Below are 19,665 nucleotides of genomic sequence, written 5' to 3'. Positions count from 1 at the left end.
TCTGAAAAATTTTTCATTTAACTCCAAAAATAAAATATACACATGATAATTTTTTCTAAAAAAAAAATGGACATACCGTCTGGTATGTCCAATTATTTTTTTGTATTTGGAATTTGATTGTACACCTTTCCACCTAAGGATCTATACACGCTCATGCTTAAATCCTTTAGATCGTTTTTGGCAGCTATCTTGGAATACTCATACAACATATTTTCTCTAAACCACTTTTCACCAAAACTTTCTGGAATTAAAGAAGATTTTGGAATTGTATCGTACATCTTTCTAAAGATTTGAAAGAAAAAACTTGCCACAAATTCTTCTGAAACCTTTTTTAACTTATCAACATTTATTTGATTTACAGTATTTTGAGATACCTTAGAAACATCCATCTACATCCACCCCACATATCACATAACCTTTATCTCTGCATAAATTGCCCCTGCTTTGTGCAGCTCCTCAATTATACCTATTATATCCTGCGGTGTAGCACCTAATGCCTTTAATGCAGAAATCAAGTTGGAAATTGTAGCTTCCTGGCCATCAATTTCACCGTTTTTTATACTCACAACAAAGTTTCCATAGCTGAGGGTAAAATCAGAAATCTTTATATCTCCACCAAAGATTACCGTCCCCGTTCTTTCATTTATAACGACCTTCGCTGCTTGATCGGGTATAACCTCCAGTTCTTCTATTATAGACAAAAAGGTAATAATATCATCTGAAAATGCATCGGGTATCTGCACTCTAACAGATGCAGGATCAACTGCTTTAGCAAGCTTTACAGAAAACTTTTCATTTATTGCCGTTGCAACTCTTGCAGAAGTAGTGATATCTGGGTTTTGAAGAAGTATAGTTACGCTATTATCTGAAACAATATTTGCTGGAATTTCCTTTTCTATAAGCGCACCGTTTGGAATGTACCCTGTAACCTTGAATCTGCTCTGGAGATTAACTGAAGACTTTACTTCAGCACCACCGACTGAAACGGGCCCCTGTGCCACTGCATATATATTGCCGTCTGCGCCATAAAGCGGCGTTTGAAGAAGCACACCGTTTTCAAGGCTCTTTGCACTGCCAAGCGATGCAACTATAACATCAAGCCTCATTCCTTCTTTGTAAAAAGGTGGAATATCGGCAACAACCATAACAAGTGCCGTATTATTTGACTTTATATCTTCCTCAGAAATAGGTATCCCAAAATTTTTAAACATGTTTGCAAGGAGTGGAGAATTTAACGTTCCTCCATCTCCAGTTCCATTTAAACCAACAACTATTCCAATACCGAATAGTTGGTTATCACGTGCACCTCTAAATTTTGCAATATCCTTTATCCTAACAACCGCAGAAAGTGAAAATACTGCTACAATTAACAAGGCAATGATTATTTTTTTCTTCATACATTTTCACCTCATCTAAAGAGTTCTGCAAGAGATGATAAAATAAGCCCGAGCCAGCTTCCCTCATTTGGATCATCTTCAAATATAATTTTTCCATTTTCCCAAATTTGTGCATCCATCAAATCAGTTGAATTAACGGTATTTTTTGCAGAAATCATTTCAGGATTGACCCATCCTGTAATAATAATCTCTCTTAGGTCATTACCAACCTTAATATTTTTTCGACCTTCAACGTATAAATTACCGTATTCATCCACTTTTTTAACAACTGCAGTTATCTGCAAAATAACACTTGTTTGACTTTTGTTAGAACTTTTAACCTTATCTGAATCCTTTATTGGTAAAAACCCTGAAAGGTCACTTCCAAGTATTTTTGAACCACTGCTTATTGCACCAAGAATTGTATTCTTGAAAGAATCTACCTCAGAACTTGTAGAAAATCTTGGTGATTCATACACCAATATATTTACAACATCTCCCACCTTTGATGCACGTGGACTTGCTATAATATTTGAAAATTTACTATTTGGATTGTATATAGAATCTGCTAAAGAAAGCAATGAGAATAAGATTAAAAATACAGTTAGTAACTTTTTCATTTTGACACCTCCACGACCTTTAACATAGGTCCCTCAACTATAAGCCCGTACACTATCTTTCCACTTTCAATATTTCTTGCCTTAATCACGTCTCCCACATTCCCACTTTCAAGTGCCCGAAGCATTGTTTTCACGATAACACCCGGTAATTCTACATACCCTACTATAACCTGACCAACCACCACATCTGGAACTCTTTCAAAATACTCTTCAAACAAAGGCTCTCCAACTTTAAAATACTTTCTAGAAATCATTGGAAGCTTTGATACATCCAAAGGTGTTCCCCTTAAAGAAAATATATTCACATCTGCAAAGGCTACATCGTCCATATTAACCTGCTCTCCGTAATTAATATTTCTCGCAGCTACGGGAATTTTCCTAATACATTTTCCTATTAGGTTAACGTTAAAATATCCGACGGTTCTACTATCCTTCTTTAAAGCAAATCTTACCAAAAAGCTTCCACCAACAGATTGAATTACATCGTAATCAAAATTATCGTGTTCAACAATCTTGCCGTACGTTGAAGTAACTTCTACAGTTGAATTTATGGGAAGCATTGATAGAGCAACTTCTGTTGCAATTTTCAATGCCTGCTCAACGGTTAGCGTAGACATACTACTTTCTCTAGTCAAAAGATTTGGAAAGACAACCTTTACAACACCAACAGTAGGGGTGGCCTCAACTTGAGTTGCCACCCTTGAAAGTCTTTGAAGTATGTACTTTATATTAATATCAGTTGAAGAATTCTCAGGAAGATACGCAAGAACAATATTTTGAAGACTTGTTGCATCAATTTGAGTATAAGTTGCTGCCACATCAAATACTGTAACTTCATTTCTTGTAACCGTTGCAACGTCTAAAAACTGTATGTACATGGAAAGAGATAGAATAGGTAGCAGTAAAATAAATAAAATACCTTTTCTCACTTATACATCTATCTCCTTTACAGAAAGTGCGTGTCTGAATATAAATTCCTTTCTGCTCTCAGTATCGCTACCCATAAGCATTTCAAATAACTCATCTGCAGTTTCTGCATCTTCAATTGAAACTTTTAATAATTTTCTTGTGTTTGGATCCATGGTAGTTTCCCAAAGTTGCTCTGGATTCATTTCACCAAGACCTTTGTAACGTTGTATTTCATATTTTTTATCTTCCAATGTCTTTTTAAAATCTTCCAATTCCTCATCACTGTAGAAATAATAGTGATCCTTTCCAACAGTTAATTTGTAAAGTGGAGGCTGTGCAATATATATTCTTCCCTCTTCAATTAATTCTTTCATGTACCTGTAAAAGAGTGTCAAAAGAAGTGTTCTAATGTGTGCACCATCAACATCAGCATCGGTCATTATTATTATCTTTCCATATCTTAACTTTTTAATATCAAAATCATCGCCGATGCCTACACCCAATGCAGTTATAATATCTCTTACCTGCTCATTCTTTAAAAGCTTAAGCCAACTACTCTTTTCTACGTTTAAGATTTTTCCACGAAGTGGTAAAATTGCTTGGAAATTTCTATCTCTTGCCTGTTTTGCCGAACCACCTGCTGAATCACCCTCGACTATAAAAAGTTCAGATTCTTCAAGTTTTTTAGTAATACAATCTGCAAGTTTCCCAGGAAGTGAAGAACTTCCAAAAACACTCTTTCTTTTTACCATTTCACGAGCATGCTTTGCAGCTTCTCTTGCTTTCTTTGCTTCCAGTGCTTTTTGTATAATTATCTTAAGCGTATTTTCATTCGTCTCAAAAAATTCAAGAAGCTTTTCTCTCACTACTTTTGCTACAGCTTCTTGGACTTCTTCGTTACCCAACTTTGATTTTGTTTGTCCTTCAAATTCTGGAGTACTGCTCATTAAAACACTTATAACAGCGACCATTCCTTCTCTTACATCATCTCCACGCAATGAATCTTTCTTTAACTGTCCTGTTTTTCTACCTAATTCATTGACAACTCTAGTAAAGGCAGATTTAAAACCAGTAACATGTGTTCCACCATCAACGGTCCTTATATTATTTACAAATGAATAAATCTTTTCAAAATCTGAATCGGTATATTGAAAAGAAACTTCAACTTTAATCTTTTCATATTCTCCGCTAATATATACTGGTTCATGTAAGGATTTGCTTCCCTTACTTAAATGTGAGACAAATTCTTTAATACCACCTGTATAATGAAACGTTCTTTCTGTATTGTTTCTTTCGTCTTTAAAATAAATAGTAATATTTGGATTTAAAAATGCAAGCTCTCTAAGTCTCATTAAAATTGTATCCGTATCAAAATCCGTAGTTGAAAAAATTAATGGATCAGGCTTAAATCTAACAGTCGTTCCACGCTTTTCAGTCTCACCTATTATCTTTACCTCACAGGTAGGTGTTCCTCTTTCATACCTTTGATAGTATACTTTTCCATCTCTATGTACTTCTACTTCAAGCCACTGAGAGAGTGCATTAACAACCGATGCACCAACACCATGGAGACCACCGCTTACTTTGTATGAATCCTTTGAAAACTTTCCACCTGCGTGCAGGGTAGTCATAACAACTTCAAGTGCGCTCTTTCCAGTTTCAGGATGAATATCAACTGGAATACCCCTTCCGTTATCTTCTACCTCAACACTTCCATCTTTGAAAATTGTAACCTTTATGGTATCACAATACCCCTGCAGTGATTCATCTATACTATTATCAACAATTTCATATACAAGATGATGAAGACCTGCCTTTCCCGTAGAACCTATGTACATTCCTGGTCTTTGCCTTACCGGTTCAAGCCCCTTTAATACTTTTATATTTTGTGCACTATAGTCCATTTATTGCCCTCCTCTTCTTTCTTATTACTACCTTTTTTATAGCATATATCCCCAATCTATCATTCAACTTTTCACGTATCTTTTCCCTAAAAAAATTAAGTTCAGTTACAAAAAGCTGATCATCACATTCTATATAAATAACTCCGTCTTTAAACATAACCACCTTACAATGTTCATTAAAAGGCTTTCCAATAACATCTTCAAAATGCTCTCTTGAAAGGGTTGAAACATAAAGATTTTTTATAAACAAATTCTTTTTTGCAAGTTCCCGTAAAACATCACCCAATCTTTGCATGAAGATACTCCTCAAACATCCTCGAAAGTTTTTCAGAAATTTCTGTTTTTAATGAAAACTTTCCCAGATAATTTACAGGAACTATACCCATGCTCGTATGTGTAAGAAAAATCTCATCTGCATAGAATAGCTCCTTTACTTCGACTATTTTTTCTTCTACCGTGTAGCCGCTTTCCTTTAACATATCTATAACAAACGTTCTTGTAATACCTTCTAAAATTCCACTTTCAAGTGAAGGAGTAATTACTTTACCATCTTTAATTAAAAAGACGTTAGAAAAGCTTCCTTCACACACCTGCCCTTTTTGCCCTAACAGTATCACATCGTAGTTATCACCTTTGTTTTGCCTTGCAAGAAAAACATCTGCTCTTGAAAGTGACTTAAAATTAGGTGGTATTGAAGATGGATCGGCATGTCTTACATTTGAAATATCTATTTTGATGCTTTCTATCCTTTTAGTTAGTATATTTTCGCCAACAGAATAAAGCTCTACCTTATCACTCACAATTGCGTATATCTTTACCCTGTCAAAGGAAATATTTCTCTCAATTTCTTTTTCAAAATCATTTAAGCTTACTTCATCTTCTCTTCCAAGATACGATAAAGAATTAATTAGCCTTTTATAATGCTCTTTAACCGCTAAAGGTTTTCCATCATATATACGAACAGTTTCATACACAACTATTCCGTTAAGTATGTTATCTATTAGAGACCTTTCGTTCATACTTTTTAGAAATCACTCCCTCATCGGTAACCGCCTGTATTGTTACATTTTCTATCTTACCGAATTCTCCGTGGGAAGTTTCATGTAACACGTAGTATTCATCGTATCCTGAATATATCTTGTTTTTATAGCTTTCAATTAAAACTTTTGCTTTTCTTCCAACAAGTCGCTTCCTATAGTCCTTTGCAACTGCTGCGCTTAGTTTTTCTAAAACTTCAACTCTTTCTTTTTTTACATTTCCAGGCACTTTTTTAGGCATCTTTGAAGCAAGTGTATTAGGTCTATCAGAATATCTAAAGGCATGAACCTTTGAGAACAAAACTTCTCTAACAACTTTCAAAGTTTCTTCAAAATCCTTTTCACTTTCTCCAGGAAACCCAACCATTATATCTGTTGTAATCGAAAAGTTAGGATCAACTTTTCTTATACTATCAACAACCCTTAAATAATCATCTTGTGTATAATTTCTTCTCATATTTTTCAATACATCTGTACTTCCACTTTGAAGAGGAATGTGAAGATGATTACAAATCTTTTCTTCTGCTCCTATCAAACTTATTAACTCTTCATCTAAGTCTTCTGGATTTATCGAACTCAGTCTAATTCTAAAATCACCCTTTATTTTAACAAGGCTTCTTAACAGTTCATGCAATGAAGAATCAATATCTTTACCAAATTTTCCAAGATTTAATCCTGTAATTACAATTTCCTTGTAATCCTTATTTACAAGCCTTAAAACTTCACTTACAACTAGATCAACTGGCTTACTTCTAATTTTATTTCCCCTTGCAAACCTTATTGCACAATAACTGCAAGTATTTGTACAACCATCCTGGACTTTAATAAATGCACGTGTTCTCTCTGCAAGTGAAGAAAAAACAAATTCATCTTCTAACGAATTCCTATTCCAGTACGCTTTATCTACAAAAATACCTGATTCTCCTAAATATCTATCAATATATTTTTTTTCATTATTTCCCAGTACAAGATCAACGCCTTCTTTTTCTAATTCTTCAAATCCGAGTTGAGAATAACACCCTGTTACTACTACCTTTGCTCCTGGAAATTTCCTCTTTAATCTTCTTATCTGTTGCTTTATCTTCCTTGTCGCCTCGTTTGTCACAACACAACTATTTATTACAAAAACATCCGATTCTACTTCCTCGTTTACCACTATATATCCTTCATTTTCAAGCTTTTCGGCCATAAGTTCTGATTCATATTGATTCAACTTACAACCGTATGTAAGAACGCTGACTCTCATTCAAATTAGTCCTCCCTACTAACCGCTTCCAAAATCTTCATCCTTGTAATTACACCAAGCAATTTATCATCTTCGTCCACCACAGGTAAAATTTTTAAGCTATGTCTAATCATCAAATCAGCCGCATGCAAAAGTGGTGTTGATTCTTTGATAGTAATAGCAGGTTTAGTCATGATTTCAGAAACAGCTCTATTAGAAATTTTCTTAAGATTTCTAACAAATTGATTTAAATCTGGAATAAATGATGCTGTTTGTAAAAGCGAAAAGTAACTAGGTAATGCTGCACGAATTATATCATTTTCACTTATAAATCCAACCACCTTGTAATCTTCATCTATAACTGGAACTCCGGTCACTTGTTGCCTAGAAAGAATTTTCAGCACCCTTGAAACACTTTCATCTTCTAAAACAGCGGTTATATCCCTTATATAAAAATCTTTAACTTTCATCTTACTCCACCCTCTCAATCTTAAATTTTTCAAAGGCTTTTTCGATGTCTTCAAGTTTAGGTGGAACCTTTGCCCTATACCATGTCTTTGCAAGTGCAGCAGCATAACCATATTTTGCTATATCAACTAAATTATCAGATTTAAAACATTTATATACCATAGCTGCCATGTACGTGTCACCTGTTCCCAAAAGGTGTGAATGTTCTATCTCAACAAGAGGCTTTAAAAACCACACACCATCTTGGGTTACCACTATATCGTAATCTATTTTATACGAAAGAACTACCATTTTTATTCCATACTTTATAAGCTCTTTTCCCGCATCAATGTAATCTTCCTGAGTTACCAATTCTCTTCCAAACAAAATCTTATCTTTTCTAAAATCGGGCCTTAAAATACAAGGTGCAGATATCTTTAAAGATTCCTGAATTATTTCATCCTTTGTCTCCCAGAAAACCTTTTTCCCATGTTTAAGGGCAATCTTTGTTAAATCACCATATATTTGATTTGGAACACCTTGAGGAAGACTTCCAGAGATAACAACTGCATCAGCACTAGAAACTATTAGAGAAAATCTTCTTAAAAAATGGTCAATATCCTCTATTGGGACTCTTGGTCCTGCAGAATTTATCTCAGTCAAAGTATGATTTGTTTCATCTATAATAGCAATATTTTCCCTTGTCTCTCCGTCTATATGAACAAAATTTGTAGTTATTAAATCTGAAACTTTTCTAAGTTCAGTAAGTACTATATTTCCAATATAGCCTCCAATAAAACCGGTAACTATCGTTTTTACACCGTAGGTGGCCAAATCTATAGCAACATTAATTGCCTTTCCACCAGGACTCATTTTTGACATTTCAAAAGAGAGTCTATGCAATTTATCGATCTTAAAATCATTAATATAAAACTCCCTGTCTAATGCAGGATTCATACAAACAGATAAAACAGCCAAAATATCACCTCGCAATCGTGTACTCTCTTGGCTCTCCCCTAAATTCAATTTTACCATTTTTCATGGAAATAAACAAATCAGCAAGAGGCAAGAAGCGTTTAAAAAAACGCGTTGCAATTATTAGTGATTTTTCCTCTGAAACTACGCTTTTTCTCAAAATTTTGGAAATTTTATTCAAATGTTCATCATCAAGGTGATCGAGGATACAATCCAAGATTATCACTTTGGATTTTTTTAGATAGGCCACAAAAAGGAGGGCAGAAATCTTTTCAAGCACATAAAAAGTAGAAAGCTTTGTATCAAACTTATCAGTTAATGCCTTTAAAACCCCAAAATCATCCAAAAGCGGTATGTAATCATCAAAAGAAAGCATTTCATTACCTGTAGCAAGCTCCAAAAATTCACCAAAGCTCAGGTAATCAAGAGCCTCAAAGAAATTAGTATCAACATACAAAACAAGATTTCTAATTTCTTTTATGCTATAAGAAAATAAATCTTGTTGACAAACAAAAGCACTACCCGTATATTTAATATCATCGTATACTTCCTCGTTCAAACGCGAAAAAGAGCGCAGAAGGGCAGATTTTGAAGAGCCACGAGGGCCATAAAGGACAAGAATTTCTCCTTCTTTCAAAGAAAAAGTAATGTTTTCAAAAAGCGGAACATTATTGGAAAAACCTGAAAAATCAAAAGTTTCAAGATTTACCTTTTTTGTGTTTTTCATCACTATTCACCATATCTTTTAATCTTTTTTCAAGCTCTTTTTTTGCTTCAGAATTTCCGGAGGAGGTTAACTTTATTAACTCAATCTGAGAGAGAATCTTAACGCTTTTTGCCACTTATTTCACCTCCATTTACTATGTCTCATTCTTTATTGTACACTCTTTTTATTAATTTTACTTTTAATCAAAATTACATTTCATCAAAAAAAGTTACAAAATCTATTAAAAGCAAAAAATTTTAAAATCAAAAACACCACAAAAAAACACTTTTTAGTTACATTTTATTAAACAAAAATTACACAATTGATATTTAATTGATAAATAAATAAATAATACCGCCCTCTTAAGGAGCGGTATTATTAAAATTTTGAATATTTTCTATTTTAAAATTACACTTTTTATTCTAACATTACCTTTTGCTCCGGTCTTAAAATAACCTGTCCCGATCGGTGAACTTTTCAAAATGGAAATAAGATAATTTGAAGCAATTATATTTTCATCTGAAGAAATAATATTTTTTACACTGGTATTTTTTGCCCAACTTTCTTCAAGTAAATTATCAAGCCATATATTCAATTTTGATTTGTCAACTTCATATGTGTAAACAATTATACTTCCATCAAGTTGTTTTTGAAGTTCAACAGTGTTTTTACTCAAATTAGATTTCTTAAACAAACTAATTTTAACTACACCACTTTCAAGGTTATAGTTATAATCAAACATTTGTGTGTTTAAATATAAACTTTTTATTTCAGAAATTTTTACCGTAATGCCCGTTTGACCATCCTTTAAAACTATTGGATATCCATTTATTTTACCATCCACAAAAATTCTATTTCCATATTCGTCATATATTTCCACATAAGTTTCAATTTTTAAAACATTCGAAGAAGCACTTGGTTTCAAAAACAAGCCACAACTGCTTAAAATTAATATCAAAACTAGATTTATAGAAATTATTATTTTCTTTTTCACAAAAATCCCTCCCTTAATTTCCCGAATACTCAATATCAGTTGAAGGTGGTGTGTAACCAAACATGACTAGGAAAACGTTTAAATCCATTTCATCTATTTTTCCGTCCCTCTCTGAAAAACCTGGAATAAAACCTCTATTTGGTGGAGAAAAGTCTTTACGTGGCCCTATATCGTATTTTGGATCGTATATTCCATTTTCTACATAATTTATCAATGCTGTCCTAAACATTACATAATCATCATCATCAACAACACCGTCTAAATTAAAGTCACCAGGTAAAGTCAAATATTTGTTAGCTATAAACTTATTCTTCGAATACAACTCTTTCTCAACAGGGTTATTTTTCAATTGTGTATACAATTCTATATTGAAAAGATCAAAAAATTTGGCTTCGTTTTGGAAATAAAGCAGTGCAGGTTGATCAAATTTAAGCCAAAGAGATATCGTGGCAACCCTTGTATCTTTCGATATTCCTGTATGAGAGTTTTCAACAAAAACCATTTTTATATAATTCTCATCTAGTTTAGTTAATAGTTCTTCTTCACTAAAGTTTGGATCAACTTCAACTGATGTAACTGTAGAAAGAGTCATTGAAAGCTCAGGGCTTGTAAGTGTTGCATATAATGTGCTTGAAAGCGCTCCCTTTGCTGCATCTATTAAAATAAACGCTCTTGTCTCACTTTCTGCATACATAGGTACTACAAAAGTTACAGTCCCTGGAAGATCGGTATAGTAAATTTCAACGTATGTAGGCGCTCTCTTAGTATCATCCACACCTAAAGTTAACTTATCAATCGATTTATAATCATAAACACTATATCCTTGCAAATTATCATCCCATTGATAAACTTTCCATTTATATGCAAAAGTTCCAGAAGGTATTGAAACTTTAGATGAATTATATGCATCAATTGTTTTAGATGTTTCATCCTTTCCAAATTCTAAAAGTTCTGTTGCATCACTACTTGGGAAGTTATATTTAACAAGTATCGCAAATGTAGAATCAGCAAGAACTTCTGCTATCTTATCATCGTAACCAAAAACAATCGTAGCTTCCTTACTTTCAAGGTATGGTGCCTCATATCCTGGTATTCCAGAAGAAAATTGTCTAAAAGAATATGTGGCATCAACAATAGGTGCTGGAATTACATCATTTGTAATATTTTTAATAAAGCTGTCGTTAAATAAAAGAGTTAAAGTTGTATCCGTAGAAAACTTTACAAGGAGTTTATCCAGTCCTGCTCTACCACTTGGAATTTTGTCATTGGCTTGTTGGTCACTGTTATTTGTATTAGGATTGGTCACATATTCTTCAGTGGTATATGTTGATATATCTCCACTATCTGATATAGAAACAACTGTTGCATCATAAACAAGACCATATTTTCCATTAGCATCGTTTAAATTTTCTTTTGAGAGCTCAAGTCCTGAAAATCTATCTTTTGTAACAAGAGTTATACTAGTTCTAAATGTAGGAGCATTAGAATCCACAAACCCTGTTCTATATGAGTTTTGGCCTTCCATTGCCCAGAAACCATAAGGACCTTTTGCATCAACAAGGTAGGCATAAATTCTATCATGTATTGTAGAAAAAGCAATAATATAGTTTTCCTCATTTATAGAGGAAAGGGGTACCATTGCAGGTGAACCTATTAAAGGGAAAGTATCATCTATATCTTTTTCCCATTCTTTAGAAATTTCGTATGTATCATAATCCATGGAATATATAACAACTTTTCCTTTCTTTTCTGGATCATTGTTTAAAAGCACAAACATATAAATTTTATTTTCATCACTTTTTTTGAAAAGAAGCGGAGTAGTTGCAAATCTATATCCTTCAAAATCTGAAACAACTGAATAACTAGTTTGCTTCAACAAATCATCAGCAGCCTGTACAATGTGAATTGTTCCAAGATCATCAAACACAAAAATATAATTCTTGGAATCAACTAACACTCCCGCAGCCATACTTGAGCTTCCAAGTTTTATAAAATCAACGTCAGAATTTGTCCCTTCAGGAGGTATTCTATAGAGTGTTCCTTCCCTACTAATGGCAAATATAAAACCTTCACTGTATGCCATCGGAGTTTCAAACGTACCACCCAATTTTATTGCATTCACAGTTGTTGTATCAAAATCATATGAAGAGTCCAAGGCTATGTTATAAAAATTTCCTTTTGAATCTAAAACGAAAAGTGAATCCTTTTTTGGTGATAGAATAGGCGCAATCTCTACAGGGCCTTCAGTTTGATATTTGTCGTTTGTAGTAGTTACAGTACCAGAAGATGTATCATAAACTATATGATACACTCCATTAAAAGTGCTACTGCCAAGTCCCACATAAACATGAATATTATTTCCATCTAAAAACGCTGTCAAAGATCGCGAAATATTCCCGGATAATTCGTAATAATTTGAAGTTGTATTACTTCTAAAATAAATTCTACTTTTTCCATCATAGTCGGATGTAACATAAACTATATAGTTACTGCTTACAATAACAGGATAACTAATATGCTTCCATCCTCTTTCTTCAGGAGTTCCATATTTTCCTGTAATATTTCCCAATCTATTTATGACATAATAATATCCATCTTTTGTAATTATGTGAATATCTCCGGTCTGTTTTACAGCAATTCCGGAGCCTTGAACATAACCAGTCATGGGAAGTTCAATATAATCACTATCCCATAAAGTACTTATATTCAGTGAAAAAGCAAATATAGAAACCAAAAACAAAAGCAAAGTCAATTTTTTCATATAAAACACCTCCACAAAAATTAATATCCTGTTATAACTGTAAATACATCCTCACCTTGGTATTCATTTCCTTCTTTATCTGAGACACCCTTAACAAAGAAATAAAAATAACCATAACCAATTGAAGTATTTATAGTAAATGTTGCTTCCTTTTCATCTGGCGAGATTTCTGAAAGCTTCATCTCCAAAATATCATAATAGTCAGGATAATGATCTTCTCTAATGTAAAGAATAGGAGTTGCATACTTTGAAATACCACCAGGATCCATAAAGCAAGCACTTATAGAATTCATTCCCAATGGGATACTATTTGTCTTAGATATGTCAAGTTTTTCACCATTAACACTCAATGATATCAATCTTGGTGCACTGTTATCATTTACACTTATAAATCTTTCGTTAATACCCGCTCTTCCATTTTCATCTTCTGCATAAACAGTGATATAATGCTCTCCTTCTTCAACAGTCCAATCAACAAATGTCTGAACATCTCCATCAAATCTCTTATATTCTTTTCCGTCAATAAAATAAACTATCTTTCTGAAATTTATACCTTCTTCTGTTGGAACAACAGAAATGATAGTTGAATGACCAGGTATTAGGTTTGTTTCATTTGATATTGCTATTTCAAAATTAAGATAAGTATCTCCTACAAGAATTCTCTTACCTGTCATCGTCTTTTTACCTAACCAATCTGTTGCCTTAACTATTAATGAGTGATCACCTGGACTTAATTTTCCAATTTGAACTGGTATATTTTTCATCTCTTCTTGATCAACCGTATCTTCTAACTTTAACTCACCATCTAAGTATATTTCATAGCTAGACAATTTTACATCATCTGATATATCAACATATACCTGAATATTTGAATTTGTTGGATATGAAAATTTTGAATTAATAATAATCGTTGGGGGCTCCTTATCAATAGGATAAACTTTTAAATTAACTTTTGTGGCATACTCCATGCCAACAAGATTATCGACTTTTACAAAAAACTCTTTATCTCCATCTTTTGAAAAACTTCCCACGTTCAAAAATATATCTCCTGGTTTTGTTGTCATTGAAATTTCTTCTTTTTCATATCCTGAAAGGCCAACTGTTTCAACTTTAACTTTTGGATTATTTGTATTTACGTAAAGGTGAAGTATAATCTCATCTCCTGCAAAAATGGTACTAGGAATCACCTCAATACCATCAATGAAAGGTTTTTGAGGATCATATACAAAAACCCTTGGTTTGTAATTTGAATATTCTTTACCATCTATCAAAGACAAGGCTTTTGCTACTATCGAATATTCACCAGGTTTTTCAAAAACAACCTTTGTACTATCCGGAACTTTTTTTAATGGGATTATTTTCTTTTCATTATATTCATTTACAATTTCCAACATTACATTTTTAGCACCAACTATATTACCATCAACCATTACTTCTGTTTCCTTAAACGTCTCAGTTACATCAGATGCTTTTATATTAATTTCAAACATTTTATCACTGCTATCTTTCTCTGGAATTACAGCACAAGAAATCAAGAAAAAAAGTATGAAAAGAAATAGTAGAAAACTCAAAATTATTCGTTTCAAAATACCACCTCCAAAACAACTTTTGACTTTTCTTCCATAATATTTTTCTATAGATATTTAATTGTATCCTATTGCTCAAAAAATTTTTTAGATATGTTATAATACTTTCCGAAAAAGAAAAAAGAAGGGGGAAATAGGATGAAAAAATTTTTATCCTTTTTAATTCTGCTTTCAATCTCAATCTCATTAGCTCAAGATTTACTTATTATTAAATTAGACACTTTGGAAAAAAACAGCTTTTCTTTAATTGCAGAAGGAGAAAATTTAGATGCAGTATTTATCCCTAAAATTGATAATTTATTTCTTTTTTTATCTTCAAAAGTTTTAAATTACAATGATATAAGCTTAATTCAATTTGGTGTGGGATACGAAGGTTTGATAATTAATCCGTATCTTTTAGTATCTTTTGGTCAAAGTGGAAAAAATAATCAAACTTATGAAAGCAGTGTTAGTTCTACTAGTACAGATTATTCATATGATTCACAAGCTTCTTTTGGAATTTTATTTGGCGGTGAATACGATATCTTATCAAATAAAATGTCTTTTATAGTTTCATATGATAATATTACTCAAACTTTTACATCAAATGACGTTATAGATAAGATATCGACCGATTATACTTCAGATGAAAATGGAAAACAAACTGGTTGGAAAGTAAGCTCAGGTAAAAATACTATTTCACTTGTAAGTGAAATACCATTTTCTATCTATAACATTAACTTCAGTGGGCTTATTGCATATAGCTACACTAACAAAAATGAACTTGCCTCAAAAATAGAAGATGATGAAGAACTTTATAATTTCAATTATAATAAACGCGGAAATTACTTTGGTATCACACCAAAAATCAATTTTGAAGCTGAAAATATATACTTTAAAATTGGTATCCCATTTGTATATGAAAACTCAAATTATTCAGCAAAAATAACAAATACTTCTACTATGGTAAATAGTAAATATCCAGAATTTTTAGTTGAAGAATCCTTCGAAAGTACTACAAATCTATATCTCTATTTTTCAATAGATTCAAACCTTACCAATAAAATTTCTTTAAATGCTGAACTGTTAATGAATGTTATTTCTTACAATATCAAAGGAGAAAATAATTATCAGTATAAAGATTTGACTAATATAGACTTAGAAAATTTCAATAAAAATTCAACAGATACTACCGTTACAAAAACACAAAATGTTAATGCAAAAAATTACTATAAACCATCAATCTACTCTACATTCACCTTAACATTTAATTTGACCCAAAACCTAACACTTTCTACAACTATTAATCAAAACTTTTTATCAGACATTTTACTTGGAAAGGTAATACCATATATAATTTCAGGAAACACCTGGAAAGTAAATGCTCCATTTATTAAAACTACACTAAAATACAACTTTTAGAGCAATTAAAAAACCCGTTTCTAGTTTTGCTAGAAACGGGTTTTTTTATTTAATTTTTACTTTTTTAACCCAACCATTAATTTTCCATTTTCTTTGAAAACTTCAAAATATCCATTTTCTCCACCAAATCCATCATCTACAAATGCAGGTGCGTTTTCATCAACAACCCATTCACTACCATTTACAACAAATTTGTATTGGTACTGTCCCTCATCAAGTTCAAGTACAGCTTCCCACAATCCATCATCAATTTCATAGCATTCAATATCTTGGGCATCCCAGTTGTTAAAACTTCCTGCAATTGTTACATAATCTGCTTGTCCATCATATTTAAATCTAATTACAACATACCCTTCTTCATCAACAAACATCATTTCAGGATCAAAGTTTTCATTGATTCTAAGTGCTGGTTTTTCAACTTTTTCTTGTAAAACAACAAGTGTTCCATCTTTGTCAACCAAGGTAAATATACCATTTTTACCTCCAAAACCATCGTCTACATATCCTGGAGCTTCACTATCTTCTTTCCAATTTTTTCCTTCAATAACGTACTTGTATTGGTAAGTCCCTGGCTCAAGCTCAAGAGAAACTCTCCAAACACCATCCACCTTTTCCATAGCAAGTGTATTAGGAGACCAATTGTTAAAAGTTCCAGCTAGATACACTACTTTTGCATCTAATGCTTCGTTAAATGTAAATACAACTTTTCCGTCTTCAACAAAGACCTTAGAAAATGAAACAAGAGAAAGTACAAGAATTATAACAATAAAAAATTTCTTCATAAATATCCTCCTTCCTTTTTGGAAATATTTCCAAAGAAAATTATACAAAATTTATCAAAAATAAAAAAGAAAAGATTGTGAAAAGTTCCAAATTAATCTTTCTCGATTTTCACAATGTCTGTTTTTCTCTTTTTCTCAACAACAAGCATGCTAATCATTAAAAGAAGTGAAAGAGTGGCAAAACCAATAACAATGGAGGTAATAATAACTGCTTGTGGGAATGGATCGGCATAACTTTTAACTCCTTCAGTCTTTATAGGATAGTATTCACCAGCTTTTGAAGCAATTACAACAAACAAATACACAACCCCAGTATTTAAAACATCCAACGCTATAACTTTCGAGATTATATGTCTTTTAAACAAAAGCCCGTATATAGAAAGTAAGATTATAACAAATGGTGGTATAAAATCTACCATATAACCCCTCCAAAGAGTGAAAAGATAGAAACAGAAAATGTCATCAAAGTCAATATAGTCTCAGTGGTAAATGATAAATCTAAATTTATATTTAACAAAAATCCTACCAGCATTCCCAAAATTACAACAAACGACTTTAAGTTAAAATATGGGAAAATTAAAATAAGTGATGCTAAAAACAAATAAACAAACTTTTTTTCAAATCTAAAATCAATTTTTACTTTTAAAATCTTACCTGCGTAAATGGAAGATAAAAATGAAATTAAATATGAAAACAATCCATGAATCATTTTACCTTTTACATAACCACCCAGTGTTAGGGAAAAACCTGAAAGAGATAGCAAACAAATAAGCATAGTTAAAAATAAAAGAATATTAACTTCCCTTTTTATTCTTAAATCTCTTTTTTGATATCTTGTCGTCAAAAATAGTATTGCTTTAGAAATCCCATGAGAAAGGACATAAAGAGGTGCAAAAAATGGGTTTAAGAGCATCAATCCAATTTGAGACATTGAACTATAGGCAAGAATCTTCTTTAAATCTGAAGAGATAATTGAAAAAAACACTCCAAAAAGAAATGTTATTGTCCCAACAATAAAAAACTCATTTTCACCCGATATTCTAAGTAGTGGAAAAAGCGCAGATTGAGTATATATACTTGAAAGCATGGCAGAAACCTCAGGTTCAACATTGGAATGAACTTCAGGAAGCCACATTCCAAACAAAAAAATACCAGATTTTGAAAAAAGAGCCGCCTTTATTAAAAAACCTGGAAAACCATTAATATCTAGTATATCAAAAGTACCATTGACATAATAATACATACCAACTCCAATAAGATAAAGACTCATTGCAAGAGAACTTGCAAATATGTATTTTAATGCAGTAAGTTTATGCTCAAACTTTTCAGATGACAGTATTAAAAGAGTTATTAGCAAAGTTATTGTTTCAAGCAAAACATAAATATTAAATAAATCGTGAGAAATAAAAAGTAAATTCAAAACTGGATGCAAAAGTGAAAAGAAAAAATATGTATTTTCATTTCCATGTTTAACCAGTTGAAAAGAGACTAAAATAGTAACTACAATATTAGTTAGAATAAAATAAAAAGAGGAAGAATCCATAACAAGACGGACTCCTCCATATCCATTTAAAACAATATCAAACCTTTGAAATAAAAGATATATAGAAGAAAGTGGAATTATAAATAACGTATATCTTGTTTTTTTAATAAGGTAAAGTGTAAATACAAACAATATCTGAAAAATTGAAAATACAACAAAGGCTATTGTTGCTCTACCTCCTCAATTATCAAATAATCAGGAAGACCATTTTTAAACGGTGGGAAAAATTCTCCTTCAATTAACGGTTTTGCATACTCTATAAATTTATCAGTCACTTCAAATTCGTTATGAAAATCTTCTGGGAGATACTTTGTCTGTTCTGCAACCTTATTCAATTCTACAGTTTTAAATTCAACCTTGTATGGATCATTACTTATTCTTTCAATAGTTACCATTACTCCAGAGACGCCTGAAAGTGCTAACCTTACTGCTTCTCTTCCAACACCTTCTGCTTCTTCAACATCTGTTTTACTTGCTATGTGCCTTCCACTTCTTTGAAGATAATCAGGAATTGCAACGTGCGTTTTCAAAGAAAGTTCTGACCTTACCATACCTGCTATTGTAAACCCTACGCCACCAAGTTGTCTATTTCCAAAACTATCCGTATATCCCATATCCGCAACAAAAAATCCATCTTCGTACTTTATACCCTCAGAAACCGCTATTGAACAATAGCCTTTTCTTCTGATCGTTTCATCTACCTTATCAAGAAACCTCTCTTTGTTAAAAACAACTTCTGGAAAAAGAATAATATCTGGTCCTATACCGTTTAACCAGCCAAGTCCAGCAGCAGCCGCAAGCCAACCAGCATGCCTTCCCATTATTTCCATTACAAAAACACGCGTGGAATCAGCATACATGCTTCTCAGATCAAGAGTAGCCTCCATCATTGCAGTTGCTATATACTTTGCAGCTGAACCATATCCTGGACAATGGTCAGTATAAGGTAAATCATTGTCAATAGTTTTTGGAACACCTATAACCTTAAGTGGAAAGTTTCTTTTTTGAGCTTCGTTATGCAACCTCCACGCTGTATCCATAGAATCATTTCCACCATTGTAAAAGAAATACTCTATTTCATACTTTTCGAAAATTTCAAATAATTTATTGATATCTTCTTGATTTTTTAGTTTTCTTCTACAAGAACCAAAAGCTGCTGAAGGCGTATATCTAAGGCCTTCAATATCAATGTCATTTATTCTTAAAAGATTTTCTCTTAAAACACCAGAAATTCCATGAATGCCTACATATACCTCAAGCCCTGCTTTTTTAGCTTCATCCAAAACTCCATATGCCGATGCATTGATAACACTTGTTACTCCACCTGATTGTGCGTATAAAACCTTCATTTAACAAATACCCCCTTTTAAAGTTATTATACCACACAATAGAGTGAACC

General features: G+C 32.3%; 19 protein-coding genes and 1 pseudogene. 1 reads left to right on the top strand and 19 read right to left on the bottom strand.

All coding sequences use genetic code 11. The annotated features are described in order from the left end of the window. Nucleotides 1-92: 92 nt before the first annotated feature. From OB7_RS09720 to OB7_RS09655, 15 genes are all read right to left on the bottom strand, one after another. Nucleotides 93-389, bottom strand: a complete 297-nt coding sequence (locus OB7_RS09720; RefSeq protein ID WP_004100777.1) for a rod-binding protein — start codon at nucleotides 387-389, stop codon at nucleotides 93-95. An 18-nt stretch (nucleotides 390-407) separates the two neighbouring features. Next, a complete protein-coding gene (locus OB7_RS09715; RefSeq protein ID WP_004100778.1) occupies nucleotides 408-1,397 on the bottom strand; it encodes a flagellar basal body P-ring protein FlgI in 990 nt (329 codons plus the stop codon). Nucleotides 1,398-1,408: 11 nt separating this feature from the next. After that, nucleotides 1,409-1,996: a flagellar basal body L-ring protein FlgH gene (locus OB7_RS09710; protein ID WP_004100779.1), complete on the bottom strand. Its 588-nt coding sequence runs from the start codon at nucleotides 1,994-1,996 to the stop codon at nucleotides 1,409-1,411. Next, complete coding sequence (gene flgA / locus OB7_RS09705) at nucleotides 1,993-2,925, bottom strand: flagellar basal body P-ring formation chaperone FlgA (RefSeq protein ID WP_004100784.1); 933 nt, start codon at nucleotides 2,923-2,925, stop codon at nucleotides 1,993-1,995. The genes OB7_RS09710 and flgA overlap by 4 nt, the downstream gene beginning before the upstream one ends. Next, entirely contained in the window at nucleotides 2,926-4,809 is a 1,884-nt protein-coding gene (gene gyrB, locus OB7_RS09700) for a DNA topoisomerase (ATP-hydrolyzing) subunit B (RefSeq protein WP_004100787.1), read from the bottom strand. It lies immediately after the preceding gene. Continuing rightward, entirely contained in the window at nucleotides 4,799-5,104 is a 306-nt protein-coding gene (locus OB7_RS09695) for a DciA family protein (protein WP_004100788.1), read from the bottom strand. The genes gyrB and OB7_RS09695 overlap by 11 nt, the downstream gene beginning before the upstream one ends. Beyond that, entirely contained in the window at nucleotides 5,088-5,828 is a 741-nt protein-coding gene (locus OB7_RS09690) for an aminotransferase class IV (protein WP_004100791.1), read from the bottom strand. Before OB7_RS09690 ends, OB7_RS09695 begins: the two co-directional genes overlap by 17 nt. After that, nucleotides 5,803-7,092 carry a tRNA (N(6)-L-threonylcarbamoyladenosine(37)-C(2))-methylthiotransferase MtaB gene (gene mtaB, locus OB7_RS09685; RefSeq protein WP_004100792.1) on the bottom strand — a complete coding sequence of 430 codons (1,290 nt, stop codon included), beginning with the start codon at nucleotides 7,090-7,092 and terminating at the stop codon, nucleotides 5,803-5,805. The genes OB7_RS09690 and mtaB overlap by 26 nt, the downstream gene beginning before the upstream one ends. A gap of 5 nt (nucleotides 7,093-7,097) precedes the next feature. After that, nucleotides 7,098-7,541 carry a CBS domain-containing protein gene (locus tag OB7_RS09680; RefSeq protein ID WP_004100794.1) on the bottom strand — a complete coding sequence of 148 codons (444 nt, stop codon included), beginning with the start codon at nucleotides 7,539-7,541 and terminating at the stop codon, nucleotides 7,098-7,100. A gap of 1 nt (nucleotide 7,542) precedes the next feature. Next, nucleotides 7,543-8,496, bottom strand: a complete 954-nt coding sequence (locus OB7_RS09675) for a 1-phosphofructokinase family hexose kinase (RefSeq protein WP_004100795.1) — start codon at nucleotides 8,494-8,496, stop codon at nucleotides 7,543-7,545. A gap of 4 nt (nucleotides 8,497-8,500) precedes the next feature. Next, on the bottom strand, nucleotides 8,501-9,220 hold the full coding sequence (locus tag OB7_RS09670; protein WP_114703177.1) for an ATP-binding cassette domain-containing protein: 720 nt from the start codon (nucleotides 9,218-9,220) through the stop codon (nucleotides 8,501-8,503). Beyond that, the gene (locus OB7_RS09880) at nucleotides 9,192-9,335 is read right to left on the bottom strand and encodes a hypothetical protein (RefSeq protein WP_004100797.1); all 144 of its coding nucleotides are present in this window, start codon (nucleotides 9,333-9,335) and stop codon (nucleotides 9,192-9,194) included. Before OB7_RS09880 ends, OB7_RS09670 begins: the two co-directional genes overlap by 29 nt. A gap of 261 nt (nucleotides 9,336-9,596) precedes the next feature. Beyond that, nucleotides 9,597-10,193, bottom strand: a complete 597-nt coding sequence (locus tag OB7_RS09665; protein ID WP_004100798.1) for a hypothetical protein — start codon at nucleotides 10,191-10,193, stop codon at nucleotides 9,597-9,599. A gap of 13 nt (nucleotides 10,194-10,206) precedes the next feature. After that, the gene (locus OB7_RS09660) at nucleotides 10,207-12,954 is read right to left on the bottom strand and encodes a hypothetical protein (RefSeq protein ID WP_004100805.1); all 2,748 of its coding nucleotides are present in this window, start codon (nucleotides 12,952-12,954) and stop codon (nucleotides 10,207-10,209) included. Nucleotides 12,955-12,974: 20 nt separating this feature from the next. After that, nucleotides 12,975-14,540, bottom strand: coding sequence for a hypothetical protein (locus OB7_RS09655; protein ID WP_114703176.1), 1,566 nt, complete (start codon nucleotides 14,538-14,540; stop codon nucleotides 12,975-12,977). Nucleotides 14,541-14,678: 138 nt separating this feature from the next. On the opposite strand from OB7_RS09655, the gene OB7_RS09650 reads away from it, so the two are divergent. Then, nucleotides 14,679-15,941, top strand: coding sequence for a hypothetical protein (locus OB7_RS09650; RefSeq protein ID WP_114703175.1), 1,263 nt, complete (start codon nucleotides 14,679-14,681; stop codon nucleotides 15,939-15,941). 71 nt (nucleotides 15,942-16,012) lie between these two features. Here OB7_RS09650 and OB7_RS09645 read toward each other — a convergent pair. The 4 genes and pseudogenes from OB7_RS09645 to OB7_RS09630 form a co-directional block, all read right to left on the bottom strand. Further along, a pseudogene (locus OB7_RS09645) lies at nucleotides 16,013-16,723 on the bottom strand (isoamylase); the annotation flags it as partial. Between the two features lie 92 nt (nucleotides 16,724-16,815). Beyond that, nucleotides 16,816-17,142 carry a sodium:proton antiporter gene (locus tag OB7_RS09640; protein ID WP_114703174.1) on the bottom strand — a complete coding sequence of 109 codons (327 nt, stop codon included), beginning with the start codon at nucleotides 17,140-17,142 and terminating at the stop codon, nucleotides 16,816-16,818. Then, nucleotides 17,136-18,266, bottom strand: a complete 1,131-nt coding sequence (locus OB7_RS09635; RefSeq protein WP_249031080.1) for a proton-conducting transporter transmembrane domain-containing protein — start codon at nucleotides 18,264-18,266, stop codon at nucleotides 17,136-17,138. Before OB7_RS09635 ends, OB7_RS09640 begins: the two co-directional genes overlap by 7 nt. 161 nt (nucleotides 18,267-18,427) lie before the next feature. Continuing rightward, a complete protein-coding gene (locus OB7_RS09630) occupies nucleotides 18,428-19,615 on the bottom strand; it encodes a 6-phosphofructokinase (protein ID WP_114703172.1) in 1,188 nt (395 codons plus the stop codon). Nucleotides 19,616-19,665 lie beyond the last annotated feature (50 nt).

The sequence above is a fragment of the Thermosipho africanus Ob7 genome (genome assembly GCF_003351105.1).
Classification (GTDB): domain Bacteria; phylum Thermotogota; class Thermotogae; order Thermotogales; family Fervidobacteriaceae; genus Thermosipho; species Thermosipho africanus.
The sequence above is the reverse complement of the archived record's forward strand: the minus strand, read 5'-3'. Positions and strand labels throughout refer to the sequence as shown.

Excerpts from the sequence above, each read along its gene's own strand:
- OB7_RS09720 (WP_004100777.1), bottom strand. The coding sequence starts at position 389 with ATGGATGTTTCTAAGGTATCTCAAAATACTGTAAATCAAATAAATGTT.
- OB7_RS09715 (WP_004100778.1), bottom strand. The coding sequence starts at position 1,397 with ATGAAGAAAAAAATAATCATTGCCTTGTTAATTGTAGCAGTATTTTCA.
- OB7_RS09710 (WP_004100779.1), bottom strand. The coding sequence starts at position 1,996 with ATGAAAAAGTTACTAACTGTATTTTTAATCTTATTCTCATTGCTTTCT.
- gyrB (WP_004100787.1), bottom strand. The coding sequence starts at position 4,809 with ATGGACTATAGTGCACAAAATATAAAAGTATTAAAGGGGCTTGAACCG.
- OB7_RS09695 (WP_004100788.1), bottom strand. The coding sequence starts at position 5,104 with ATGCAAAGATTGGGTGATGTTTTACGGGAACTTGCAAAAAAGAATTTG.
- OB7_RS09690 (WP_004100791.1), bottom strand. The coding sequence starts at position 5,828 with ATGAACGAAAGGTCTCTAATAGATAACATACTTAACGGAATAGTTGTG.
- mtaB (WP_004100792.1), bottom strand. The coding sequence starts at position 7,092 with ATGAGAGTCAGCGTTCTTACATACGGTTGTAAGTTGAATCAATATGAA.
- OB7_RS09680 (WP_004100794.1), bottom strand. The coding sequence starts at position 7,541 with ATGAAAGTTAAAGATTTTTATATAAGGGATATAACCGCTGTTTTAGAA.
- OB7_RS09670 (WP_114703177.1), bottom strand. The coding sequence starts at position 9,220 with ATGAAAAACACAAAAAAGGTAAATCTTGAAACTTTTGATTTTTCAGGT.
- OB7_RS09660 (WP_004100805.1), bottom strand. The coding sequence starts at position 12,954 with ATGAAAAAATTGACTTTGCTTTTGTTTTTGGTTTCTATATTTGCTTTT.
- OB7_RS09650 (WP_114703175.1), top strand. The coding sequence starts at position 14,679 with ATGAAAAAATTTTTATCCTTTTTAATTCTGCTTTCAATCTCAATCTCA.
- OB7_RS09640 (WP_114703174.1), bottom strand. The coding sequence starts at position 17,142 with ATGGTAGATTTTATACCACCATTTGTTATAATCTTACTTTCTATATAC.
- OB7_RS09635 (WP_249031080.1), bottom strand. The coding sequence starts at position 18,266 with ATGGATTCTTCCTCTTTTTATTTTATTCTAACTAATATTGTAGTTACT.
- OB7_RS09630 (WP_114703172.1), bottom strand. The coding sequence starts at position 19,615 with ATGAAGGTTTTATACGCACAATCAGGTGGAGTAACAAGTGTTATCAAT.